The 23,638-nt window shown below is 44.2% G+C and carries 16 protein-coding genes, 2 tRNA genes and 3 rRNA genes; 8 read left to right on the top strand and 13 right to left on the bottom strand.

Features of this window, described 5'->3' with window-relative positions:
- Nucleotides 1–104 precede the first annotated feature (104 nt).
- Nucleotides 105–785 carry a DUF1285 domain-containing protein gene (locus ACR64J_RS11235; protein WP_435949752.1) on the bottom strand — a complete coding sequence of 227 codons (681 nt, stop codon included), beginning with the start codon at nt 783–785 and terminating at the stop codon, nt 105–107.
- Nucleotides 786–1,582: 797 nt separating this feature from the next.
- On the opposite strand from ACR64J_RS11235, the gene ACR64J_RS11240 reads away from it, so the two are divergent.
- The 4 genes from ACR64J_RS11240 to ACR64J_RS11255 all read left to right on the top strand — a co-directional run bounded on the left by ACR64J_RS11240 (nt 1,583) and on the right by ACR64J_RS11255 (nt 6,803).
- Nucleotides 1,583–3,220 (top strand): electron transfer flavoprotein-ubiquinone oxidoreductase, encoded by a 1,638-nt coding sequence (locus ACR64J_RS11240; protein WP_435951071.1) that lies wholly within the window; start codon nt 1,583–1,585, stop codon nt 3,218–3,220.
- A gap of 770 nt (nt 3,221–3,990) precedes the next feature.
- Nucleotides 3,991–4,251, top strand: coding sequence for a DUF4212 domain-containing protein (locus ACR64J_RS11245; RefSeq protein WP_317200517.1), 261 nt, complete (start codon nt 3,991–3,993; stop codon nt 4,249–4,251).
- 3 nt (nt 4,252–4,254) lie between these two features.
- On the top strand, nt 4,255–6,123 hold the full coding sequence (locus tag ACR64J_RS11250; protein WP_435949753.1) for a sodium:solute symporter family protein: 1,869 nt from the start codon (nt 4,255–4,257) through the stop codon (nt 6,121–6,123).
- 134 nt (nt 6,124–6,257) lie between these two features.
- The gene (locus ACR64J_RS11255) at nt 6,258–6,803 is read left to right on the top strand and encodes a hypothetical protein (RefSeq protein ID WP_317200515.1); all 546 of its coding nucleotides are present in this window, start codon (nt 6,258–6,260) and stop codon (nt 6,801–6,803) included.
- Between the two features lie 74 nt (nt 6,804–6,877).
- On the opposite strand, the gene ACR64J_RS11260 is transcribed toward ACR64J_RS11255, so the two are convergent.
- The 11 genes from ACR64J_RS11260 to ACR64J_RS11310 form a co-directional block, all read right to left on the bottom strand.
- Nucleotides 6,878–7,483, bottom strand: a complete 606-nt coding sequence (locus ACR64J_RS11260; RefSeq protein ID WP_435949754.1) for a rhomboid family intramembrane serine protease — start codon at nt 7,481–7,483, stop codon at nt 6,878–6,880.
- Nucleotides 7,484–7,584: 101 nt separating this feature from the next.
- Nucleotides 7,585–8,637 carry a 5'-nucleotidase gene (locus tag ACR64J_RS11265; protein ID WP_435949755.1) on the bottom strand — a complete coding sequence of 351 codons (1,053 nt, stop codon included), beginning with the start codon at nt 8,635–8,637 and terminating at the stop codon, nt 7,585–7,587.
- Between the two features lie 214 nt (nt 8,638–8,851).
- Nucleotides 8,852–10,141 (bottom strand): TRAP transporter large permease, encoded by a 1,290-nt coding sequence (locus ACR64J_RS11270; RefSeq protein ID WP_435949756.1) that lies wholly within the window; start codon nt 10,139–10,141, stop codon nt 8,852–8,854.
- Nucleotides 10,138–10,665, bottom strand: a complete 528-nt coding sequence (locus tag ACR64J_RS11275) for a TRAP transporter small permease (RefSeq protein WP_317200511.1) — start codon at nt 10,663–10,665, stop codon at nt 10,138–10,140. The genes ACR64J_RS11270 and ACR64J_RS11275 overlap by 4 nt, the downstream gene beginning before the upstream one ends.
- Nucleotides 10,666–10,686: 21 nt before the next feature.
- Nucleotides 10,687–11,757 carry a TRAP transporter substrate-binding protein gene (locus ACR64J_RS11280; RefSeq protein ID WP_435949757.1) on the bottom strand — a complete coding sequence of 357 codons (1,071 nt, stop codon included), beginning with the start codon at nt 11,755–11,757 and terminating at the stop codon, nt 10,687–10,689.
- Nucleotides 11,758–12,060: 303 nt separating this feature from the next.
- A 5S ribosomal RNA gene (gene rrf / locus ACR64J_RS11285) occupies nt 12,061–12,175 on the bottom strand.
- A 216-nt stretch (nt 12,176–12,391) separates the two neighbouring features.
- Nucleotides 12,392–15,251: ribosomal RNA gene (locus ACR64J_RS11290) — 23S ribosomal RNA — on the bottom strand.
- Nucleotides 15,252–15,586: 335 nt separating this feature from the next.
- Nucleotides 15,587–15,662, bottom strand: a tRNA-Ala gene (locus ACR64J_RS11295).
- A gap of 208 nt (nt 15,663–15,870) precedes the next feature.
- Nucleotides 15,871–15,947: transfer RNA gene (locus tag ACR64J_RS11300), tRNA-Ile, on the bottom strand.
- Between the two features lie 206 nt (nt 15,948–16,153).
- A 16S ribosomal RNA gene (locus ACR64J_RS11305) occupies nt 16,154–17,692 on the bottom strand.
- The 16S, 23S and 5S rRNA genes sit together here with 2 tRNA genes alongside, the layout of an rRNA operon.
- A 774-nt stretch (nt 17,693–18,466) precedes the next feature.
- On the bottom strand, nt 18,467–19,171 hold the full coding sequence (locus ACR64J_RS11310; RefSeq protein ID WP_435949758.1) for a DNA glycosylase: 705 nt from the start codon (nt 19,169–19,171) through the stop codon (nt 18,467–18,469).
- Between the two features lie 136 nt (nt 19,172–19,307).
- Here ACR64J_RS11310 and upp point away from each other — a divergent pair, with 136 nt between their 5' ends.
- Both upp and ACR64J_RS11320 read left to right on the top strand, forming a co-directional pair.
- The gene (gene upp / locus ACR64J_RS11315; protein WP_435949759.1) at nt 19,308–19,943 is read left to right on the top strand and encodes a uracil phosphoribosyltransferase; all 636 of its coding nucleotides are present in this window, start codon (nt 19,308–19,310) and stop codon (nt 19,941–19,943) included.
- A gap of 26 nt (nt 19,944–19,969) precedes the next feature.
- On the top strand, nt 19,970–20,716 hold the full coding sequence (locus ACR64J_RS11320; protein WP_435949760.1) for an SDR family NAD(P)-dependent oxidoreductase: 747 nt from the start codon (nt 19,970–19,972) through the stop codon (nt 20,714–20,716).
- A 35-nt stretch (nt 20,717–20,751) separates the two neighbouring features.
- Here ACR64J_RS11320 and ACR64J_RS11325 read toward each other — a convergent pair whose 3' ends face one another.
- Nucleotides 20,752–21,426 carry a hypothetical protein gene (locus tag ACR64J_RS11325; protein ID WP_435949761.1) on the bottom strand — a complete coding sequence of 225 codons (675 nt, stop codon included), beginning with the start codon at nt 21,424–21,426 and terminating at the stop codon, nt 20,752–20,754.
- A gap of 160 nt (nt 21,427–21,586) precedes the next feature.
- On the opposite strand from ACR64J_RS11325, the gene ACR64J_RS11330 reads away from it, so the two are divergent.
- Nucleotides 21,587–22,486 (top strand): ABC transporter substrate-binding protein, encoded by a 900-nt coding sequence (locus ACR64J_RS11330; protein WP_435949762.1) that lies wholly within the window; start codon nt 21,587–21,589, stop codon nt 22,484–22,486.
- 66 nt (nt 22,487–22,552) lie between these two features.
- Nucleotides 22,553–23,482 carry an alpha/beta fold hydrolase gene (locus ACR64J_RS11335; RefSeq protein ID WP_435949763.1) on the top strand — a complete coding sequence of 310 codons (930 nt, stop codon included), beginning with the start codon at nt 22,553–22,555 and terminating at the stop codon, nt 23,480–23,482.
- Nucleotides 23,483–23,638 lie beyond the last annotated feature (156 nt).

A 23,638-nucleotide genomic window follows, 5' to 3' on the forward strand; every position in this document is an offset into this window, starting at 1 on the left:
GTCATCATAGTTATAGTTACCAAGTATAAACGTAGGGACAATTATATAATCACCTCGGCATTTAACCAATAGCCAATCACAAACCGCCTTATTCACAAGTCGCTTTAATCAGATGGCATAGATAGCTCATAGGATTTACCGCCGCTTTGCAGTGTTAAGATAGTCTCACCGTTTTGCTCACTCAGAGTGCCAATCTCGACGAGATGATAAAAAGCATTACGACCAATGAGCGCCTCCAAGCCATTTCTCACCGGCATATAAGGACGCACCTTTGACTCATTTGCCCTATCATCATCTTGACTCTCATAATGACGAAGTGTAATCAGATGTGCATCGTCTAACCTAACCACATCACCCGTTGTGGTAGCAAATTCAATCCACTGCTCACCGTCTTCATTAACAATACCAATGTCATTGATAAATAACGGTACGTCTTCTACTGTAATACGCATTTTTTGCACAGGTGTCTTTAAATAATAAGCTAGATCACCGTCTTTTTCTTCTACCCATAAAATCGTAGCAAACAAGCTCACCAATGACTCTCGGGTCACATGACCACCCTCGTGCCACCACTCTCCATTGGCTTTAATTGTTAAGTCCATATCGACCGTTTGCTCAGGATGCCACTTCTCAAGTGGCGGTATACCCCTACCTTGCCGAGTTCCTGCTTCTGACTTTAAATACTGGCTTAACGCCTCCATATTATTTAGGTTAGAGGCGTTATCCTGCATGGTCTGAGTGCCGTTAACAGTGTCAGTGTTGTTGTCACTAGTATTATTATTCATGTCAAAGATTCCTAATAATTCGTTAAAGTTTGCTATAGGTATTGCTGTCATCAATTTTAGTTTCAGCTATGATACAGCTACAGCACAGCTCGATGTCCAATTGAATAACTTCACCATAACACTGATAGTTATAAATGCGTATCGTGTTTGTACGACTTTTCTTTTATAATGAGTAACGTTTTTATTAGGTCACATGTATTGGCATATCTTTAGATGCTAGGATACTAACTCAAAGCCAATTTTAGTTTTGGACGCTCTTATTTAGATAGTGATATTTAAACGATAAGTATTAAGATCATAAGATTGTCCCTTGATACCCAAAGACCCTTTTTATCGGGCAGCTTTAAACAGTGCTGCAAGCTTTATTATTTAATTGCGACGCTCGTAATGTCCATAGATAAGCCATTAAGAACTCAGGAGTAGCTATGCAAGAACAAGATAAGCAAACGCCAGTTGTGGATACCGAGACTGTCAATACTGACCAGCCTGCGACTATAGACACACAAGCACCAGAGGCAACCACGCTTGACACTACTAAAGTGGATAGCGCTGAAGCCGTCGATACACAGACGACTTCGGAGACACAAACAGGTGCACAGGCGCCTGTTGAAGCAGCGTCTGAGCCAACTGTTGAAGAACCAATTACTGATGTTAAAGAGCCCGCTGTCAATGAAGAACCCATTGTAGAAGACAAAGTTGTCGAAGAGCCCGTCGCTGTAGAGCCTGAGCCCATTGTCGAAGACCCTATTGCTGAAGAGCCAGTCATCGAAGAAGAGCCTGAGATTGAACGTGAGTCGATGGAGTTTGATGTCATCGTCGTCGGCGGTGGCCCTGCGGGTCTGTCAGCCGCTATTCGATTGCGTCAGCAAGCCATTGCAGCAGGTAATGATGAGTTTATGGTCTGTGTCGTCGAAAAAGGGTCTGAGTTTGGCGCACATATTCTGTCAGGTGCGGTTATCGAACCGCGTGCTTTAGATGAACTGATCCCTGATTGGAAAGAAAAAGGCGCACCGCTCAACGTCCCAGCGATTGAAGATCGAGTATATATGCTCGGTTCTGCCACGCGAGCAACCAAGCTGCCTGACGCTATCGTACCTGCGAGTATGCATAATCATGGCAACTACATTGTCTCATTAGCTAACGTTGTGCGCTGGCTCGCTGAGCAAGCAGAAGAGCTTGAAGTTATGATGTTCCCAGGGTTCCCTGCCTCTGAGATTTTGTATAACGATGATGGTTCTGTTAAAGGTATCTTAACGGGCGATATGGGCGTCGCTGCTGATGGCGAGGCCAAACCAAGCTTTGAGCCTGGTTATGAGCTACTTGCTAAGTACACTATCTTTAGCGAAGGCAGCCGTGGTCATTTAGGCAAGCGCCTCATTAGCCGTTTTGGTCTCGATAACGAGTCTGATCCGCAGCATTATGGTATAGGTCTCAAAGAGCTTTGGGGTATCAAACCTGACAAGCACGAAGAGGGCGTTGTATTGCATGGTTCAGGTTGGCCGCTCAATGATACGGGTTCCTCTGGTGGTTGGTGGTTGTACTTTGCCGAAAACAATCAAGTCAGCTTCGGTATGGTCATTGATTTGTCGTATTCAAACCCTTACATGTCACCGTTTGATGAGATGCAACGGCTAAAACTGCATCCGCTTATACGTAATATTTTAGAAGGCGGTGAGCGCATCTCTTATGGTGCACGCGCCTTGACTAAAGGTGGTTTGAATTCATTACCTAAGTTTACCTTCCCAGGTGGCGTACTTGCAGGTGATGATGCTGGATTCTTGAATCCTGCCAAGATCAAGGGTACCCATACCTCGATGAAATCAGGTATGCTCGCTGCCGAAGCTGTCTATGCAGCAGTGCAAGAGGGTCGTCAACATGATGAAGTAGTGGCTTATAGCACTATGTACAAAGAGTCATGGCTCTATCAAGACAACTATGAAGCGCGTAACTTCTCACCTGCTATGCACCGTATGGGGCAATGGATGGGCGGCGCGTTTAACTTTATTGATCAGAACGTTTTGCGCGGCAAGATGCCATTGACTATTCGTGATAACACGCATGATTATCACCATCTAGAGCGTGCAGCGCATGCTTACCAGCCAGAGTATCCCAAACCAGACGGCAAGCTGATATTTGATAAGTTATCATCAGTATTTATCTCCAATACTAACCACGCTGAAGATCAACCTGCGCACTTAAAACTGACCGATCCTACAGTGCCTATCTCTATCAATCTACCTCTGTATGCCGAGCCTGCTCGTTTATATTGTCCAGCTGGTGTTTACGAAGTAGTCAAGGATGCTGAAGGGGCTAAATTCGTAATCAATGCGCAAAACTGCGTGCATTGTAAGACTTGCGATATCAAAGATCCGTCACAAAACATCACTTGGGTAACACCTGAAGGCGGTGGTGGTCCAAACTATCCGAACATGTAATCTTAGCTCTATATAACACCAAAAAACCGCTCTTCATGCTAAGGGCGGTTTTTTTATGGTTCATTTAAAGTATTCATTCACTAATAACATGTAATCTGCATAACACATGGCACGTTATAAATCTAGTCAGAACAAGATTCTGCTAAATCATTAAATCTAGCTAGATTTTTGTCAAAGGCTACATTTGTATAAGTATTCACCAAATAAATAACAAACATTTATTTCAGTTTTTGCAAAATTTTTAGCCAGCTAATTTTATAGCTTTAGAGCTGATAGCACAGTACAGCGGTCTTTGAGCAGATACTTCGCTTCTTATGCCGTGTATATTTACAGACTACGTACTTCGTTACGTTAAAGTAATTTTAAATTACTTATTGTTAATTGACCCAATTTTGTATATATTCCTAATAGGTTTATGACTGTCCAGTATAGTCATTAACAAGCGAGTAGATGGGCTGCTGTTCCAATAGTGAAATCCACATTGGATTTGGAACATTATCCGATACTAGTAGCAGTATATTAACCGCTATTATAATCAATACTCTTTATAGCGTGATTTTGAGCTGATAGAGAGTATCAATATTACTCACCCCACTGATACAATTGATTGGCAGTATTTCGGGTCATTATGATTTAGCAGTCTGTACAAGGTCTCAAAGCTTTGATGTAGACAATATCAGATCGCTTGCGGCGATAAATGTTAAATCACAATGACTGGTTAGCTTTTAATCAAACATCTTGTTTTTATGTTAGGCAAAAGGAGTTGTCCTATGGAGAACCACAACGATTCATCGGGTTATTGGCGTGCCAATGTCCGTCTTATTCTAGGTAGCCTATTTATATGGGCCTTAGTATCTTATGGCTTCGCTATTCTTTTACGTCCATTATTGGCTGGTATCAAAATTGGTGGTACTGACCTAGGCTTTTGGTTTGCTCAACAAGGATCCATTGGCGTCTTTATCATCTTAATTTTCTTTTACGCTTGGCGTATGAATAAGCTAGATAAACAATATGGCGTAGACGAGGAATAGAGCATGAGTCAATTTACGATTAACATTATTTTTGTAGGCCTATCCTTTGCGCTATACTTCGGTATCGCAATTTGGGCACGTGCTGGAACGACCAGTGAATTCTACGTTGCAGGCGGTGGTGTTCACCCTGTCGTCAACGGTATGGCAACCGCCGCGGATTGGATGAGTGCTGCGTCGTTTATTTCAATGGCAGGCTTGATTGCTGCAGGTGGCTATGGCGCCTCAACTTACTTAATGGGTTGGACAGGCGGTTACGTTCTACTCGCTATGCTATTAGCGCCTTACTTACGTAAGTTCGGTAAGTTTACGGTTCCTGATTTTATCGCCGATCGCTTCTACTCAAAAACAGCGGCTATGATTGCCGTGGTTTGTTTGATTGTCGCATCAACCACTTACGTTATCGGTCAGATGACTGGTGCCGGTGTTGCCTTCTCACGCTTTTTGGAAGTTGAAAACACAACTGGTCTACTTATCGCAGCTGTCGTTGTTTTCTTCTACGCGGTACTTGGTGGTATGAAAGGGATTACCTACACGCAGGTTGCGCAGTATGTGGTTCTAATGATTGCTTATACTATCCCAGCAGTCTTTATCTCACTTGAATTGACTGGCAATCCGATTCCAGGCTTAGGTTTGTTCTCAAACCATGTTGAATCAGGTGTGCCTATTTTGACTAAGCTTAACCAGGTCGTCACTGACCTTGGATTTACTGCTTATACTGCTGATGTACCAAACAAGCTTAACATGGTGCTATTTACCTTATCACTTATGATCGGTACAGCAGGTCTACCGCACGTTATCATTCGCTTCTTCACGGTTCCTAAAGTTGCTGATGCACGTTGGACAGCCGGTTGGACTCTAGTCTTTATCTCTCTCTTGTACTTCACAGCGCCTGCTGTTGGTGCTATGGCACGTTTGAACCTCATTGATACTGTTTATCCACAAGGTGTAGATCAGCCAGCACTTACTTATGAGCAGCGTCCTGATTGGATGAAAACGTGGGAAGATACGGGTCTTATCAAGTACAATGATCTTAACAACGATGGTCGTATCCAGCTTTATAACGATAGCGGTCTTGGTGCAGCTCAGCTTGCATTGACTGCAGCAGAGACTGATGGTGGCGACGTAGTCGCAGCAACAGCAGCTGTCGATACCGCTCGCGCCGCACAAGATGCAGCACTCGACGGACGCTTCACTGACGCAGGCTGGGAAGGTAATGAGCTTGACGTTAACGCTGATATCTTAGTACTAGCTAACCCTGAAATTGCGCAGCTTCCACCATGGGTTATTGGTCTTATCGCAGCAGGTGGTTTGGCTGCAGCACTATCAACAGCCGCAGGTCTATTGCTTGCTATCTCATCAGCCATCAGTCATGATTTGATTAAGCGTAACCTTAATCCAAACATCACGGATAAAGGTGAGCTACTAGCTGCACGTATCTCGATGGGTGTTGCTATTGTTGTCGCAACGTGGCTCGGTCTCAATCCACCAGGATTTGCCGCTCAAGTTGTTGCTCTAGCCTTTGGTATTGCAGGAGCGTCACTGTTCCCAGCACTTATGATGGGTATTTTCTCTAAGCGCATTAATAACCTAGGCGCAATCTTTGGTATGCTTGCAGGTCTAATTAGCACCTTAGTCTATATCTTTGTATTCAAAGGCTGGTTCTTTGTTAGCGGTACTGCCAACTTCCCAGATACCGCTGAATACTGGTTATTTGGTATCTCACCACTATCATTTGGTGCGATTGGTGCATTGATTAACTTTGCAGTAGCCTTTGCAGTCTCTTACGCAACAGCGCCGCCACCAGCTCATATCCAAGAATTGGTTGAAAGCGTACGTTCACCACGCGGTGCTGGCGGAGCAATTGACCACTAAGCCGCTAGGTATACATCACGTCAGTGACCTATATTTGCTACACTAACGATCACTCACAGGCAGCAGCTGCTTGTGAGTGATTTTTTTAGCCTATAGCTATTGTACAATTCTATTTATCGTATTAAGGAAATTCTATGCTTTTTGAGTTTATTGCTACCATAGCTGCTGCCTTTGGTATGGCTGGGTTGGCACTGATTATAACTCACTTGAGTAAGCTGGCAGGCAAGCGCGCCCCTAAATGGCTTATTCCTTTATTTGCCGCTATTGGTATGTTTGCTTTTCAGATAAACCAAGAGTACAACTGGTATCCGCAGCAAGTTGCTAAGCTACCTGATGGCGTGACGGTAGTCAAAACTGCTGAGAGTACAGAATGGTTTCGTCCCTGGTCTTACATCAAACCTCATATTCTGCGTTTTATAGCAGCAGATAGTGGCAATGCTGTCGCTCAAGTGGACGATCCAGATATATATTTGGTTAACTTGTATTTGTTTGAGAGGCGCAGAAGCGTACAACAGATTCCACAAGTGATTGATTGTGCAGCGCCTGCACGAGCAGACTATATCATTCCAGAAAAAGGTAATACTCTTGATGTAAGAGAATACGTCGAGCAAACCACAGCATGGCGAGAGCTTGCAACCGATGATCTGCTATACATTAATGTCTGTACGAATAAAGGCTAGAGAGATGTCATAGTGGTGCTAGTCGATAGTCCTATACATATCGTAAGAAGGCTCTTTTGCAAATATTTTGATCATCAGCGTCTTCTAGTCAACGCGGTATAATCGTGTTTTGAGTTTGCCCCTATCAATAAGCCTGCGCACAGACCACCAAAGTGCGCAGCAAACGAGATGCCCTCTTGCGGCATCAATCCTTGTTTTATAGTCAGCCAATATCCAGCTCCCATCACAATACAAGCTATCAAATAACCCCAGCGCCGTGCAAACAGTGCGCCGCCTATCATGTACCCAAGCATAGCAAAGCACAGTCCTGATGCGCCGATATGGATAGATAACGGCGATCCTATTATCCAAGTCACAGCTCCTGATGCGATAATGAGTTTTATCGTCGTGCGATAAGCATTATTTTCGAACAATTCAAATAAGAACAGAATCTGTAGCAAGGTTATGCTGTTGCCAAGTAGATGCGCAAAATTGCCATGCATAGTCCATGATGCAAACACCCCTATCATACTACCGACATCTAACGCGCGTGGGACGATACCAAAGATATTCCACAATCCAAATAAGAACACTTCATTCAAAAAAAACATACCCCACATAGGGACAAGCACAAAAGCATAAAGACCAAAAACTTGCTTTAGTCTTTCAATGATTAAATCAAATAAAGCTGACCAATTCATATATATTCTCTGGTGATGAGCATATAACCCCCTTTACTGCTTGTAGGCTTTTGCAAAATATTACTGCCATAAATAGTACAAGAACTTAATAGTACAAGAACTTATTGAGTAACTGCCATAACAGATTGTTGTACAGGCTCAAATAGTAATGATGATGCATCCCTAACTTCTTTTAGATAATTATTATTATGTAAGAGTGAGCTTGAATGATAAGGCACTAAGGCAGTTGGTACAAACTGCCGCGCGGCATCAATATGCTTGATTGAATCATCAAAAAATATGTGTGGAGCAAAGGTTTTAAGAATAGCAGTTTTATTTAATCCACCCAAAAAAAACGCCATATCGACATTGACACCCCACTCTCTTAGCGTCTTTATAGCGCGCAGATCGGCAGGCGCATTACGCGCTGTGACTAGCGCAATTTTTACAGGGCTATGCTCTAACAATGTAGGCAATCGAGATTGTAATTTTGAGAGCTTAATGAGTAGCTCAGCATAAGGCCCTTTTTCAATCGGCATATCACTCATTTTAGCTTCGCGATCATGAAAGGCGCGTAGACCTTTTTGTTTGTATAATAGCTCGCCTGAATCATCGAACAACACCGCATCCCCATCAAAGGCGATACGCAACTGCTCAGTATCAAGCTCATAAGTATTGACAGGCGTGGCATCTAATATGGCACAAGCGCAGATATTGGCATCTGTCACTTGCTGCGCATCATCGCGATTGGTCGTCAAAAATAAATCAACCTTAAAGTCATCAACATAAGGCGCAACAGGACTTCCTGATATAAATGCAGATCGCGAGATATTTAACTTGTGTGCACGTATGGCATGTAATACCTGAATTCCCGTGTCTGGACTACTCTTGGATACGATGACCACTTCGACTAAAGGCGCTTCGATTGTCTTATCTACCAAAGCATCAGTATCGCAATATGCATTTAGATTAAGTAACGCTTTAATCAAAGGGTATCCTGCCCCTCTACTCAGATCATTGTTCTCGCGTGCTGCCATATAGCTGCGAAATTTACTGATAGCACTCTTAGGGGACTGCTGCAATAAATCAGCTAGGTGATTCTCAGACTCTGACAAATCGAACAAAGCCGTTGCTGATATTGCAACGATTAAGGTTTTACTAAAATCAACAGCCATAACTTTACTCGTCAGCTTTTGGGGAGAGATAAAACATAAACTTTGCTCAGTCTACTATATCCGCCACTTTGATTAGTAAAAGTTTTTGGTAAATCTATTACTGTTAGGTCGCTATAAATTTGTATCAATAAACAACAAAAACACCATACACAAAAAAGCCACATCGTCATAATAACGATGTGGCTCTCCTTAGACTGCTTTAGCTATCACTGTTTTAGCTGAGTAAGACTAAGGATATAGCAGGGAAAGCGACCAAAATCACCAAACGTATCACGTCTGAGACAATAAAAGGCGCTACTCCCTTAAACATATCACCAAGCTTGATATGCGGGGCAACTGCTTTAATCACAAAGATATTCATACCCATTGGCGGCGTAATCAATCCAAGCTCTACTGTTAATACCGCAATAATACCAAACCATACCGGATCAAACCCAAGTGCTAAAATAATGGGATAAACGACTGGAATAGTAATGACTAGCATTGCTAAGGCGTCCATAAATAAGCCTAGCAAGAAGTACATAATCAAAATACAAATTAGAACGATCATAGGACTAACTGATAAACCGCCAATCCAAGACGCTAAGGTATAAGACAATCGCGATACTGAGATAAAATACCCAAGTGCCTCAGCACCGAGTAGCATAAAGAACACAACGGCTGATAACGCGAGTGTCTCAATTAAGGACTGCTTAAGGCCTTTAAAACGCATGCCTTTGGCAGCAGCATAGAGCCAAGATACAAAAGCACCGACAGCTGCACCTTCAGTAGGTGTAAATAACCCAAAGAAGATACCAAAAATAATAACAACAAATATAAATCCAAACGGAATAAGACCTGTCAAAGAAAGGATTTTTTCCTTCCATGACGTACGCTCACCGCGCTGAGCTAAATGCGGCTTCCAACGCACCATAATCATGACCGTTATTGAGTACATCACCATGCCTAAAATACCAGGCAAGAAGCCGGCGATAAACATATCGCCAACCGATTGCTCGGTTAAAATAGCATAGACCAGTAGTGCAATACTTGGTGGAATCATAATACCAAGCGTACCGCCAGCAGCTAAAATACCGCAAGCAAAACCAGGCTGATAACCGTACTTCTCCATTTGCGGCAAAGCCACGCGAGTCATAGTAGAGGCTGTGGCTAAAGACGATCCTGATATAGAAGCAAAAATACCAGAAGATCCAATACCGGCAATCCCAAGGCTACCGCGTACACCACCGAATATTACTCTAGTAGAGTCAAATAACTTACTTGCCATACCTGAATGGGTCGCAAAAACACCCATCAAAATAAACAGTGGAATAGCGCTAAAGTCATATTTTGCTAATACATCAACAGGAATGTCTTTAAGCATTTGTAGAGCGCCACTAGGACTGGTAACTGCACCAAATCCAACCAAACCGACGCCTAACATTGCAAGTGCAACAGGTACTCTTACGACTACCAGCAGAATCATGCATATTAAACCAATTGCACCGATAATTTCTGGACTCATGCGCCTGTCTCCTCGGCGTCATAGAATTCGCCTGTTCTAAATATGTTGATGGCTTCAATTAGCGAGCGAATAGCCAGTAAAAAACTCAAAAATGAACTCAGCGCGTAGATAGGTACCATAGAGATTCTAAGATCTTGAGTGACCTTACCAAACTCTATAGCATCATGAACGCTCTCATATAGTCCCCAAGTAAACACCAGACCAATGAAGAAAAAGCCGATCATGAAAACGCCCATCATATAGCCTTTCATAGCCTTGGACATTTTTTGAGTGAAAACATCAACGATAATTTGAGACCGCTCAACATAAGCTGCAAAAGCGGCCAACAGGGAAAATAGCATGAAGTAAGAGACAATCTCAACGCTACCTTTGACCGTAAAACCAAACTCACCGCCTGTCATTTTGAAGACGTAGCGTGCTACTACGTCTGCAATAGTGACAAGAACGATGACTACGAGACTAATACCACCTATTAATTGGCATAACCTAGAGATAAGAGTGCTGATTCTAACCAAAAATGCCATGTTGTCATTGCCTCAAGTTAATTAGGTTGCACAAGCAGCACTAGCAGCCTTAGCTTTTTCATAGACACCATCTGCATCTAAACCTAGAGCATTGACGTCATCTAGATACTTTTGTGTACCTGCTTCAAGAGGACCTTTCCAATCAGGATCATTTAATGGATCAGGGATATCAACCATTTCATCACCATTATCTCTGGCAGCTTGAATAGCAACTTGGTCGTATTTGTCGAACATCTGACCGACTTCTTTAGCCATTGCCATACCTGAATTGTCATCGATGATCTTTTTGAGATCGTCAGACAAACCATCATAAGTGTCTTGGTTCATAGTAACCATAAGACCAGAGGTATATAGCGGAAGGTTGGTGTGATATTTAGTTAGCTCATCAATTTTGAAGGTTGTAACCGCTTCCCATGGGAAACTCAAACCATCAACAACACCGCGCTGTAGAGAGGTATACATATCATTAGCAGGTAGACCAACAGGAGATGCGCCCATACTCTCGATAATGTCACCAGCGACCGCTGACGGACGGCGGATACGCAGACCTTCCATGTCAGATGGAGTACGGATTAGCTTATCAGTAGTATGCAAGGCACCAGGGCCAACACCATACATGAACAATACGTGTGAGTCTTCGTATTCACCAGCGATAGTACCGTCATCATACAGCGTCTGCATCATGCAGCCCATCTGAGTAGCAGAGTTAGATAAACCTGGCAATTCAGTGATTTGAGTTAGCGGAAAACGTCCAGCAGTGTAACCTTGGACTTGTGAGCCAATATCAATAGTACCCTTAACCGCAGCTTCGTAGGTAACATCGGCTTTACTTAGTGTCGCCGAAGGATAAAGCTCAACTTTTAAGCGACCGCCAGACTCATCTTCGATTTTTTTAGCCCAAGGCTCAAAGACTTCTTTGCTGATGTTAGAGGTGGCAGGCCAAAAATGTGAAAAACGTAGAGTGGTTGTTTCTTGAGAGGCAGTTTCAGTCGTTGCAGCAGTGTCGTCACCCGCTGTATCGGACTGATTAGAACAACCTAATAAGCTCATTGCAGCTAGAGCACCGATTGAAAAGAGAGGGGCAAGTCTCATTACCAATTCCTTTTGATAATTAATAGAAAAAGTGAGTGTTCACTTCATTTGATGTCTACGATTTATCTACTAGTCTTAAAAGTAGATATAAGTTGCAGACTTAAAAAACACCAAACAAAAATATCAATTATAATGATATAAGTCAAATCATTTTAGCAAAATATAAGCACAATCTGATTTGTCTATCAAGTGTCACAATATGTCTGGAGTGTAAACGAAGTATACACTAATATTCAGTAATTACTAAGTATCAGCCATAAAAAAACCCCCAACAACTTAATGTCGGGGGTTTTTGGAATAGAGAGCTGACGATGACCTACTCTCACATGGCCGGAGCCACACTACCATTGGCGCGACGATGTTTCACTTCTGAGTTCGGGAAGGGATCAGGTGGTGCCATCGTGCTATTGTCGTCAGCAAAGGGGGTTAGATATGAGTCTGTTGGTTTTACTTAATTGACTAAGTATCACTATCCTAACTGAATCAAGGATAAAGGTGATATCGATATAATGCTTACCATTCTATGAATAACCATTGTGCGTTTTATCTGTCAAGGGACCTTCAAGTCATTGAAGGTGCGTGACAGACGCATAATTGTCACTCAATAGATAATTACAAACCACTTGGGTGTTGTATGGTCAAGCCAAACGAGCAATTAGTACAGGTTAGCTACACACATCGCTGTGCTTCCACACCCTGCCTATCAACGTCCTAGTCTTGAACGGCTCTTTAGGGAAATCTTATCTTGAGGTGGGCTTCCCGCTTAGATGCTTTCAGCGGTTATCCCATCCGAACGTAGCTACCGGGCAATGCCATTGGCATGACAACCCGAACACCAGTGGTTCGTCCACTCTGGTCCTCTCGTACTAGGAGCAGCTCCTCTCAAATTTCCAACGCCCACGGTAGATAGGGACCGAACTGTCTCACGACGTTCTAAACCCAGCTCGCGTACCTCTTTAAATGGCGAACAGCCATACCCTTAGGACCTGCTTCAGCCCTAGGATGAGATGAGCCGACATCGAGGTGCCAAACACCGCCGTCGATATGAACTCTTGGGCGGTATCAGCCTGTTATCCCCAGAGTACCTTTTATCCGTTGAGCGATGGCCCTTCCATACAGAACCACCGGATCACTAAGACCTACTTTCGTACCTGCTCGACTTGTGGGTCTCGCAGTTAAGCGCGCTTTTGCCTTTATACTCTACGACCGATTTCCGACCGGTCTGAGCGCACCTTCGTACTCCTCCGTTACTCTTTAGGAGGAGACCGCCCCAGTCAAACTACCCACCATACATTGTCCTCGGTACTGTTATACCTGAGTTAGAACCCCAACATGACCAGGGTGGTATTTCAAGATTGGCTCCACCAAGACTAGCGTCTCGGCTTCAAAGCCTCCCACCTATCCTGCACAAGTCAGGTCAAAGTTCAATGTAAAGCTGTAGTAAAGGTTCACGGGGTCTTTCCGTCTAGCCGCGGGTACACAGCATCTTCACTGCGATTTCGATTTCACTGAGTCTCTGCTGGAGACAGCGCTGCCATCATTATGTCATTCGTGCAGGTCGGAACTTACCCGACAAGGAATTTCGCTACCTTAGGACCGTTATAGTTACGGCCGCCGTTTACTGGGGCTTCGATCAAGAGCTTCGCTTACGCTAACCCCATCAATTAACCTTCCAGCACCGGGCAGACATCACACCCTATACGTCCACTTTCGTGTTTGCAGAGTGCTGTGTTTTTAATAAACAGTTGCAGCAGCCTGGTATCTGCGACTGCCAACAGCTCAAGGAGCTTGTCCTATCACCATCAGCAGCGTACCTTCTCCCGAAGTTACGGTACCATTTTGCCTAGTTCCTTCAGCAGAGTTCTCTCAAGCGCCTTGGTATTCTCTACCTGATCACCTGTGTCGGTTTAGGGTACGATTCGTTTATAACTATTGCTTAGAAGCTTTTCCTGGAAGCATGGTATTTGCCACTTCGTCCTACAAGTAGGACTTGCTATCAGATCTCGACCATATTGCAGCCCGGATTTACCTAAGCCACAAGCCTACATCCTTTCACCTGGACAACCAACGCCAGGCTGACATAACCTTCTCCGTCCCTCCATCGCATTATAAACAAGTATCGGAATATTAACCGATTTCCCATCGACTACGCCTTTCGGCCTCGCCTTAGGGGTCGACTCACCCAGCCCCGATTAACGTTGGACTGGAACCCTTGATCTTCCGGCGTGGATGCTTTTCACACCCATTATCGTTACTCACGTCAGCATTCGCTCTTGTGATACCTCCAGCACACTTTACAATGCACCTTCACAGGCTTACACAACGCTCCCCTACCACTTGAAAACAAATTCAAATCCGCAGCTTCGGCTCCTAGTTTGAGCCCCGTTACATCTTCCGCGCGGGCCGACTCGACTAGTGAGCTATTACGCTTTCTTTAAAGGATGGCTGCTTCTAAGCCAACCTCCTAGCTGTCTATGCCTTCCCACCTCGTTTCCCACTTAACTAGGAATTTGGGGCCTTAGCTGGCGGTCTGGGTTGTTTCCCTCTCCACAATGGACGTTAGCACCCACTGTGTGTCTCCCGGATATCACTCATCGGTATTCGGAGTTTGCATCGGTTTGGTAAGTCGGTATGACCCCCTAGCCGAAACAGTGCTCTACCCCCAATGGTGTTCGTCCGAGGCGCTACCTAAATAGCTTTCGGGGAGAACCAGCTATCACCGAGTTTGATTAGCCTTTCACCCCTATCCACAAGTCATCCCCTGGCTTTTCAACGACAGTGGGTTCGGTCCTCCGGTGCCTGTTACGGCACTTTCAACCTGCTCATGGATAGATCACTCGGTTTCGGGTCTATACCCTGCAACTATGACGCCCTATTAAGACTCGGTTTCCCTACGGCTCCCCTAACGGTTAACCTTGCTACAGAATATAAGTCGCTGACCCATTATACAAAAGGTACGCGGTCACCCTAATAAATTAAGGCTCCCACTGCTTGTACGCACACGGTTTCAGGTTCTATTTCACTCCCCTCACAGGGGTTCTTTTCGCCTTTCCCTCACGGTACTGGTTCACTATCGGTCAGTCAGGAGTATTTAGCCTTGGAGGATGGTCCCCCCATCTTCAAACAGGATTTCTCGTGCCCCGCTCTACTTAATATGTCAATACTAGAATTTAAAATACAGGACTATCACCTACTACGGTCAGCTTTCCCACGCTGTTCTTCTATTCTAATATCAATCGGCTTCTCCCCGTTCGCTCGCCGCTACTTGGGGAATCTCATTTGATGTCTATTCCTAAGGGTACTGAGATGTTTCACTTCCCCTCGTTCGCTTCCTAATAAATTAGGATACCTAGCTTATGCTAGGTGGGTTTCCCCATTCAGAAATCTCCGGATCACAGGATATTGCCGCCTCCCCGAAGCTTATCGCAGGCTGTCACGTCTTTCATCGCCTCTGACTGCCAAGGCATCCACCATGTGCGCTTAATTACTTGACCATACAACCCCAAAGGGTCTATTTGTCAGCAATTATAACGATATCACCTATGTTTATACGCTTGATTCAGTTCTCTTTACTTTTTTAATAACCCACCCCTGGGATAACAACTGATGTCGTTAAGAGGTGAGTTATTAAGGTTAGTTGCTACGCGTGAACACGTATCAACTAACCCAGACTCATATCTATGTTTTTAAATAGTTCCTAATCCTTCGTCAGGTATTAGGTTCTGTATAAAACAGAAAGAAGTAATCGGTGTCTTATCACTTGATAAGGTAATCACTTGTTTCTGTTTATGCTCTTTTTATATTCTATCTAATCGCGCTGTTTATATAATGGTGGAGCCAAACGGAGTCGAACCGTTGACCTCCTGCGTGCAAGGCAGGCGCTCTACCAACTGAGCTATGGCCCCTGAGCGAGGATACAATCAAAGCACCGCTTTGATCCGAGCGCAAGAGTAAATCCCTTAAAGGGGATTTGCTGATAGCCCTAACCCTTCTTAAACCTTAAAGCCTTTTACTTCGCTAGGCTCGCAAGAGAAAATTGCTTAAAGGCAATTTTCTATAAGTCTTGCTAACGCTTGAGCGTTTCTAACTGTTTTAAGCACTGTACCTAAATAATGGTAGGCCTGGGCAGACTTGAACTGCCGACCCCCGCGTTATCAACACGGTGCTCTAACCAGCTGAGCTACAGGCCTGAGCGAGGATGCTGTCAAAGCACTGCTTTGACCCGAGCGCAAGGAAATTTCTTTAAATAGAAATTTCAAATTACCCTACTTCCTTCTTAAGCTTGAGTAAATCCCTTAAAGGGGATTTGCTGTTACTTGCTTACGCCTAAGGCTTATAAACAAACTAAACTAAAGAACAACTTGTTGTGAATTCTTGCCAAGAAGAATGCCGTCTATAAGGAGGTGATCCAGCCGCAGGTTCCCCTACGGCTACCTTGTTACGACTTCACCCCAGTCATCAACCACACCGTGGTGAGCGCCATCCTAAAAGGTTAGGCTACCCACTTCTGGTGCAATCAACTCCCATGGTGTGACGGGCGGTGTGTACAAGGCCCGGGAACGTATTCACCGCGGCATTCTGATCCGCGATTACTAGCGATTCCTACTTCATGGAGTCGAGTTGCAGACTCCAATCCGGACTACGATAGGCTTTTTGAGATTCGCATCACATCGCTGTGTAGCTGCCCTCTGTACCTACCATTGTAGCACGTGTGTAGCCCTGGTCGTAAGGGCCATGATGACTTGACGTCGTCCCCGCCTTCCTCCAGTTTGTCACTGGCAGTATCCTTAGAGTTCCCGGCCAAACCGCTGGTAACTAAGGACAAGGGTTGCGCTCGTTGCGGGACTTAACCCAACATCTCACGACACGAGCTGACGACAGCCATGCAGCACCTGTATTCTAATTCCCGAAGGCACTCCCGCATCTCTGCAGGATTCTAGATATGTCAAGACCAGGTAAGGTTCTTCGCGTTGCATCGAATTAAACCACATGCTCCACCGCTTGTGCGGGCCCCCGTCAATTCATTTGAGTTTTAACCTTGCGGCCGTACTCCCCAGGCGGTCTACTTATTGCGTTAGCTGCGTCACTAAGTCCTCAAGGAACCCAACGACTAGTAGACATCGTTTACGGCGTGGACTACCAGGGTATCTAATCCTGTTTGCTACCCACGCTTTCGAACCTCAGTGTCAATATGATGCCAGAAGGCTGCCTTCGCCATCGGTATTCCTCCAGATCTCTACGCATTTCACCGCTACACCTGGAATTCTACCTTCCTCTCACCTATTCTAGCCTAACAGTATCAGATGCAGTTCCCAGGTTAAGCCCGGGGATTTCACATCTGACTTATCAAGCCACCTACGCTCGCTTTACGCCCAGTAATTCCGATTAACGCTTGCACCCTCTGTATTACCGCGGCTGCTGGCACAGAGTTAGCCGGTGCTTATTCTGCAGCTAATGTCATCGTCAATGGGTATTAACCATTGAGTCTTCTTCACTGCTTAAAGTGCTTTACAACCAAAAGGCCTTCTTCACACACGCGGCATGGCTGGATCAGGGTTGCCCCCATTGTCCAATATTCCCCACTGCTGCCTCCCGTAGGAGTCCGGACCGTGTCTCAGTTCCGGTGTGGCTGATCATCCTCTCAGACCAGCTACAGATCGTCGCCATGGTAGGCCTTTACCCCACCATCTAGCTAATCCGACTTAGGCTCATCTAATAGCGAGAGCATCAAGATGCCCCCTTTCTCCCGTAGGTCGTATGCGGTATTAATACGAGTTTCCCCGTGCTATCCCCCACTACTAGGTAGATTCCTAAGTGTTACTCACCCGTCCGCCGCTCGTCATCTTCTAGCAAGCTAGAAATGTTACCGCTCGACTTGCATGTGTTAAGCCTGCCGCCAGCGTTCAATCTGAGCCATGATCAAACTCTTCAGTTTAATCTAACTATGAAGTCTTTCACTATAAAATAGTAAGACGACTTCTAATCTTTGGCTCATCTAATCTGGCAAAATCGCTTTAAATTATGTTCGTAATGAATTAACTTTGAGTTTTTCTGCTGATTAAATGATAATTTTTATAGTTAGAACTGATTCCGAAAAGAAATCAAAACCAACTTTATTTTTAGCATTCTAATCTCAGCAAAAATCCACACAAGTTGTTCTTTAGTTTTGCTTTTAAATAGTGTCTCACTGCTGTCGTCCAGTCAGTAAGTATGTCAATATCTATTTGCTAAATTCGCTTCAAACCCTTAAGGTCTTTGCTATCTAGCGAGCCGACTATCTTATCATGTTAGGTATGTTTGTCAAGCTTTTATTTACTACTTTATCATTCGTTTCACTAAGGTAGTTCGTTGATTTCTTAGTGTTTATTTTACTAAGTTATCAGACCGCTTGTCTTATTGAGGTGCGTATTATAGACGCTTTAATTAGTAAGTCAAGAAGTATTTTTATTTAGTTTGAAATTTCATTTTTAATTACTAAAGTAGTTAGTTTGAAATTTCTCGCTATTGGCTGGTTGGTTAGAATGATAACTCATTCTCAATCCGCCTTCCCTTTCGACTGGGTGGCATTATACGCGCTTTCGGTTAGGCGTCAACCTCTGTTTTAGGTTTATTCTAATTTAATCCGCTGAGAATTTAATTGTGCCTGTTTATCAAGAGTTTAGAGTAGAGGATTATGCTTCACTAACTTCACCCTACGCTACCATTCTTTTTATAGCTTACCCATCTTTTCAAAAAATCCTTTGTAAGCCGCTATCTTTTTATCTAATCCTAGAGGATATGCGCGTGAGGTAGACGGCAATCTATATAGAGTTAACTTATTTACTTTTTGATCTATTAGTTCTGGATCATCGCTTTGCCACTTATAAGGATAAGCCATGCTTTGATTGGTTTTTGGGTATTTGGACTTGGGTAAGGAGATATCTAATAGCTCAATCAAAACCTCTGTTGCCTTACCGCCTGTGGTAAATAATGCTTCTACTTTTGGCACTTGCGGTAAGATCAGATCCAAATCAACCGGGGTGACTACGGCAAGGTTTTTATCCGATGCATTCCCCGTTTCTCGTATTGCTTGTCTGACTGTCGGACAAGAAGCGATCCCGCGCTCAAATAAGAATTCGCGTATCTGATCAGGATCAAAACGTTTGTCATCCCCTACCCTAAAGTGGTTTACATCGTCAAAGAAGACGCCGCCATAAATACGCCACATGTCATTATAAAAGTTGGGGTAATGAAAGCGCATCGCCCATTTGTCAGAGGTCGGCGGGAAGCTGCCCATCATCATAACGGTGGCATTGGGCGGCAATACAGGTTTAAAGGGATGATCTTCTATTTCTGGACTAGCAGTTTTTGCCTTATCTAAGTTATTAGTAGAATCGTCTTTGTCGATCTGAGCTTTTGAGGATGGTTTGGTCATAACATTCTTCATTAGAAAAGCGGTTTTTTTGTTATCATAGCATACGAGCATCATCCACTATCAAGAACCCAATATTAAGAACAAAGAGCTAGTGTTAAACCTACTAGCGCCTAATCTATCTAATAAGAGAGTAGTTATGAGTGAGCTAAACATTACGGTCATCGATCATCCCTTGGTGCGTCATAAGCTGAGTCTTATGCGCGAAAAGGACTGTAGTACCTATAAGTTTCGCACACTGACCAAAGAGCTTGCGCGCCTGATGGCATATGAAGCAAGTCATGATTTTGAAATTGAAACCTTTCCAATGGAGAGCTGGTGCGGCGAGATCGATGGTGAGCAAATTGTCGGCAAGACTGCAACGGTTGTGCCTATTTTGCGTGCAGGTTTGGGCATGCTGGACGGCGTGCTCGACTTGATTCCCACAGCAAAAATCTCAGTTGTCGGTTTGCAACGTGATGAAGAAACCTTGCAGCCTGTACCCTTCTTTGAGAAGTTCGTCAGCCACATGGATAAGCGTCCTGCACTGGTCATCGATCCTATGCTCGCCACCGGCGGCTCTATGGTCGCCACTATTGACATGCTAAAAAGACATGGCTGTCAAAATATAAAAGCCTTGGTGCTGGTCGCCGCTCCTGAAGGGGTACGCCTAGTCAATGAAGCACATCCTGATGTAAAGATATATACCGCAGCGCTCGACAGTCATCTAAATGAAGACGGCTACATCATTCCAGGTCTAGGTGATGCGGGCGATAAAATCTTTGGTAAACAATAAACATTGACATCGCAGAGGGGCAGATAATGAATATATTGATTACAGGGGCTAGCGCTGGATTCGGTAAAGCGCTGGCTGAAAAATTAATCGCTAAAGGCCACCGCGTTATTGGCTGTGCTCGTCGCTTAGACAAACTAAATGCTATGGCTGACGAATTAGGTGAATTGTTTTTGCCCGTGGTTATGGATGTCAGCGATACCGACTCTATTGCACAAATTATCAAAGACTTGCCAAGCGATTTTAGTCAGATCGATGTGCTCGTTAATAATGCTGGACTCGCGCTCGGTACGGAGCCTGCCCAGAGTGCCGCGCTTGATGACTGGATGCAAATGGTCGATACCAATGTCAAAGGATTGATGGCCTTAACTCATGCCGTCCTGCCAGTAATGGTTGAGCGTGATAGCGGTTACATTATCAACGTCGGTTCTATCGCGGGCACTTGGCCCTATTATGGTGGTAACGTTTATGGTGCGACTAAGGCCTTTGTAAAGCAGTTTAGCTTAAATTTGCGTGCAGATTTGCTCGGTACGCAAGTACGCGTGACCAATCTCGAGCCTGGTAATGTAGCGGGTACAGAATTTTCAAACGTGCGCTATCACGGCGATGATGACAAAGCAGCAAAGGTTTATGATGGCTTCAAGACCATGACGGGTGAAGATATCGGCGATATCTTGCTCTGGCTTATTGAATCGCCTGCGCATATCAATGTCAATCGCTTGGAGGTCATGCCAGTCGCGCAAACCTTTAATGGGTTAACGATTGCTAAAGACTAGTCTTAAAAGTTAAGCTGCTATTGTTGATAACACTATCAGCGTAATTCATAATATCGAAGCAATATGGTCTCGGCTGTATTGCTTTTTTTAATAGCGCTTGCTTCTACAACCTCTTCGCTAACCAAACGCAAGTCATTGAAATCTAAGATGAGCACCTCGTTACGTGTGCGTTCACTCGTACGCTTATTATGACGTATGGGAAAGCCCACGACTTGTTTGCCAGCCACTTTTATTTTATTAATAATAATCTCTTGAGAGAGTAATCGTCCAGATTTCACTGCGTTTTGGCTTATTTTTTGTGCATCACTGAGGGCGGTTACTGGATTGACCGTTGTGGTGAAAAGCTTGTCGAGTCGCGCGCTTTTGGGAATATCTCCTGCGAAAAATAACGTCTGGGCAATAGGTAAAAACTGCGCATGGCGCATGAGCTCACGGCGAAACAATGCGGGCATATCCATGTTAAAGCTATCTTCGGTCTGACGATAAAAAGCGGTAAAGCTGCGCTGAATATAGCGCCCAAATACAGTCGCGTTGATCCATTCTTGGTACACGGTGTCTTTTAGTAATAGCTTAGTAAATTCTTTTGGGTCAATCTCGATATCACCTGTCAAAAGCGCCATAAGCAAGTTTTGCGGATCTATAACCGTCTGCTGCCCCCAAACTTGCGGATATAGACTCGTATCTAATGCGGACAACATCGATCTGCTCATAAACCTATATCCCTTTTATGATGTATCAATACTAAGTATTTTTATTATAAAAACATTTTTGTGCTATGGTCAGTTTGACGGTTTTTAACCTCTATTACCGTAGCTTTTGTTATAAAAGGTGTTATCACTGAACCTTTAACCGATACGATAAGGATATATAATGGCGAACACATCGCTCACTTTGACACTAGAATGGTTTTTGAATCCTGATCATCTACCCTTTATCGCCGGTATTCATACTGGTGCATACAAAGAAGCTGGGCTCGATATTACGATGATTGAGCCGACTGAACACTATGATGGTTTTGCCGAGCTACAAGCAGGTAATATCGACTTTCATGTTAATGAGCCGATTCATTTGTTTGAGCATTACTTCACTGATTTAAAAGCGCTTGGCTGTTTTTTTGTGACTGACGGCGGGGTTATGATGAAGCAAAGCGGTATGGATAAGTTTACACAAAATCAGCCCATTCGTATTACGACGCCCTCTGCTAATCCTATTACCAACAAAATCGGTTTTGAGATACTACGTCGTTATGCAAAGCAAAATGGCTTTGATTTGGATCGCGCGAGTGTTGAATTTGTAGAAACCGACTTTCAACATCTAAAGAACTTGCAAGAAGGCGATGCAATTGGCGAATTCGATGGGGCTTGGCTGTGCTTTTATAACTTTGAAGGCATCGAGGCCAATCACATCGGACTTGAATACACCTTTATTGATCAGCACTTATCGCCTTATCCAAACTTTTCAGCGCTAGAGATGATGACCACGCATAGTCTGTGGGACAACAAAAAAGACGCTATGGAGCACTTTGTCAAAGTGACGATGAAAATGGCTGAACTATGCACTAGTCAGCCTGAAAAAGCGCGCGAGATTTATTACGGCTACACAGCAGATGAGCCCTCAGCGTTAATGGATGACATTATCACCGATACGCTAAGTCGCCTGATTACTCCTATTGAGCTTAACAAAGAGCGTTGGTCAGCACTACGTACTATGCTAAATGAGTTAGATATCGCTACTATCAGTGACGACGAGTACGCTAAATTGTGGCAATAAACATTTAAATGACACTGCTATCCACAACATTTTTAGGAAACTATAAAACACGCTATGATAAAAAACTTGCTCACGCCATATCAGTTACAGACCATAAATATCACAGCAGCTGACGGCACGCGGCTACCTGTTTCAGTAATTGGAAAAGGGCCAGCTGTATTACTGCTGCACGCCTATGGTATGGATGCGCGTGAGTTTTTGCCGTTTATAACGCCGCTCCTTGGCAAACACACCTTTTATTTGCCGCACTTTAGAGGCTTTGGTGAGGCCAAAGAGATTGCTTTGACTCAGTTTGATTTTATCCGTCAATACGCTGAGGATATGAATGATATGGTTGAGCATATCTGTACGCTCAGAGAAGTAGAGTCTCTGCCTATTGCGGCAATCTCTATGGGCGCGCAGGTCATGTGGGCCTATTTCGAACGTTTTGGCGTGGATAGAGTTAGCCAATTTTTGAATATCGATCAAAACCCTGCTATTCATAATCAGCCCGACTGGCAAGGCGGCCTATTTGGTACGCGCCAGCAAGAAGTGTTCGATATCTTTCAAGAGGTCATCGACAAAACCTTGCCTTATGCCGATAGTGGCAGCTTTACGCATCTACCCTTTGCCCTCAAACGCCATGCTACCGATGTCGAGCGGTTGTTTTCACTCCTGTCAGTTAATCGCACACGCTCAAAAGCGTTCGTGCAAGCGACAACCTACAAAAACGATCCTAAGCTTGCGCTTTATGAGCATAGTATCTGGAATCATAAAAGACAATGCTTGCAAGCTTATTTGGAGCTGCCCTATGACTTTCGCGGAGCGTTAGAAAAAGTGACTATTCCTGTCGTCAATCTGATTGGCGGACGCTCAAAGCTCTACGATCCTAAGTGGCAACAAAAGGTGACGCAGATGCTGCCCAATGCCACTGAAATCGTTTTACCGCACTCAGGTCATGCCGTACCACTTGATGAGCCCGTTAGGTTTTATAAAGTGCTTAAAGCATTCTTTTAAAATGATTTTTAGAGACGACCCCTGCTCACACAACCACACTATATTTATCACAACCTCTCACAGCAAATAACATAACCAGCTCTTATACTTAAGAGTTGGCGTACCACTGTGATGCCTTATAAAAAGATAATCATACATAACGCCACCAAAAAAATA

Source organism: Psychrobacter sp. DM8 (assembly GCF_051307025.1).
In the GTDB taxonomy this organism is placed as follows: domain Bacteria; phylum Pseudomonadota; class Gammaproteobacteria; order Pseudomonadales; family Moraxellaceae; genus Psychrobacter.

Coding starts and splice junctions, on each gene's coding strand:
- ACR64J_RS11235 (WP_435949752.1), bottom strand. CDS start 785: ATGAATAATAATACTAGTGACAACAACACTGACACTGTTAACGGCACT.
- ACR64J_RS11240 (WP_435951071.1), top strand. CDS start 1,583: ATGGAGTTTGATGTCATCGTCGTCGGCGGTGGCCCTGCGGGTCTGTCA.
- ACR64J_RS11245 (WP_317200517.1), top strand. CDS start 3,991: ATGGAGAACCACAACGATTCATCGGGTTATTGGCGTGCCAATGTCCGT.
- ACR64J_RS11250 (WP_435949753.1), top strand. CDS start 4,255: ATGAGTCAATTTACGATTAACATTATTTTTGTAGGCCTATCCTTTGCG.
- ACR64J_RS11255 (WP_317200515.1), top strand. CDS start 6,258: ATGCTTTTTGAGTTTATTGCTACCATAGCTGCTGCCTTTGGTATGGCT.
- ACR64J_RS11260 (WP_435949754.1), bottom strand. CDS start 7,483: ATGAATTGGTCAGCTTTATTTGATTTAATCATTGAAAGACTAAAGCAA.
- ACR64J_RS11265 (WP_435949755.1), bottom strand. CDS start 8,637: ATGGCTGTTGATTTTAGTAAAACCTTAATCGTTGCAATATCAGCAACG.
- ACR64J_RS11270 (WP_435949756.1), bottom strand. CDS start 10,141: ATGAGTCCAGAAATTATCGGTGCAATTGGTTTAATATGCATGATTCTG.
- ACR64J_RS11275 (WP_317200511.1), bottom strand. CDS start 10,665: ATGGCATTTTTGGTTAGAATCAGCACTCTTATCTCTAGGTTATGCCAA.
- ACR64J_RS11280 (WP_435949757.1), bottom strand. CDS start 11,757: ATGAGACTTGCCCCTCTCTTTTCAATCGGTGCTCTAGCTGCAATGAGC.
- ACR64J_RS11310 (WP_435949758.1), bottom strand. CDS start 19,171: ATGACCAAACCATCCTCAAAAGCTCAGATCGACAAAGACGATTCTACT.
- upp (WP_435949759.1), top strand. CDS start 19,308: ATGAGTGAGCTAAACATTACGGTCATCGATCATCCCTTGGTGCGTCAT.
- ACR64J_RS11320 (WP_435949760.1), top strand. CDS start 19,970: ATGAATATATTGATTACAGGGGCTAGCGCTGGATTCGGTAAAGCGCTG.
- ACR64J_RS11325 (WP_435949761.1), bottom strand. CDS start 21,426: ATGAGCAGATCGATGTTGTCCGCATTAGATACGAGTCTATATCCGCAA.
- ACR64J_RS11330 (WP_435949762.1), top strand. CDS start 21,587: ATGGCGAACACATCGCTCACTTTGACACTAGAATGGTTTTTGAATCCT.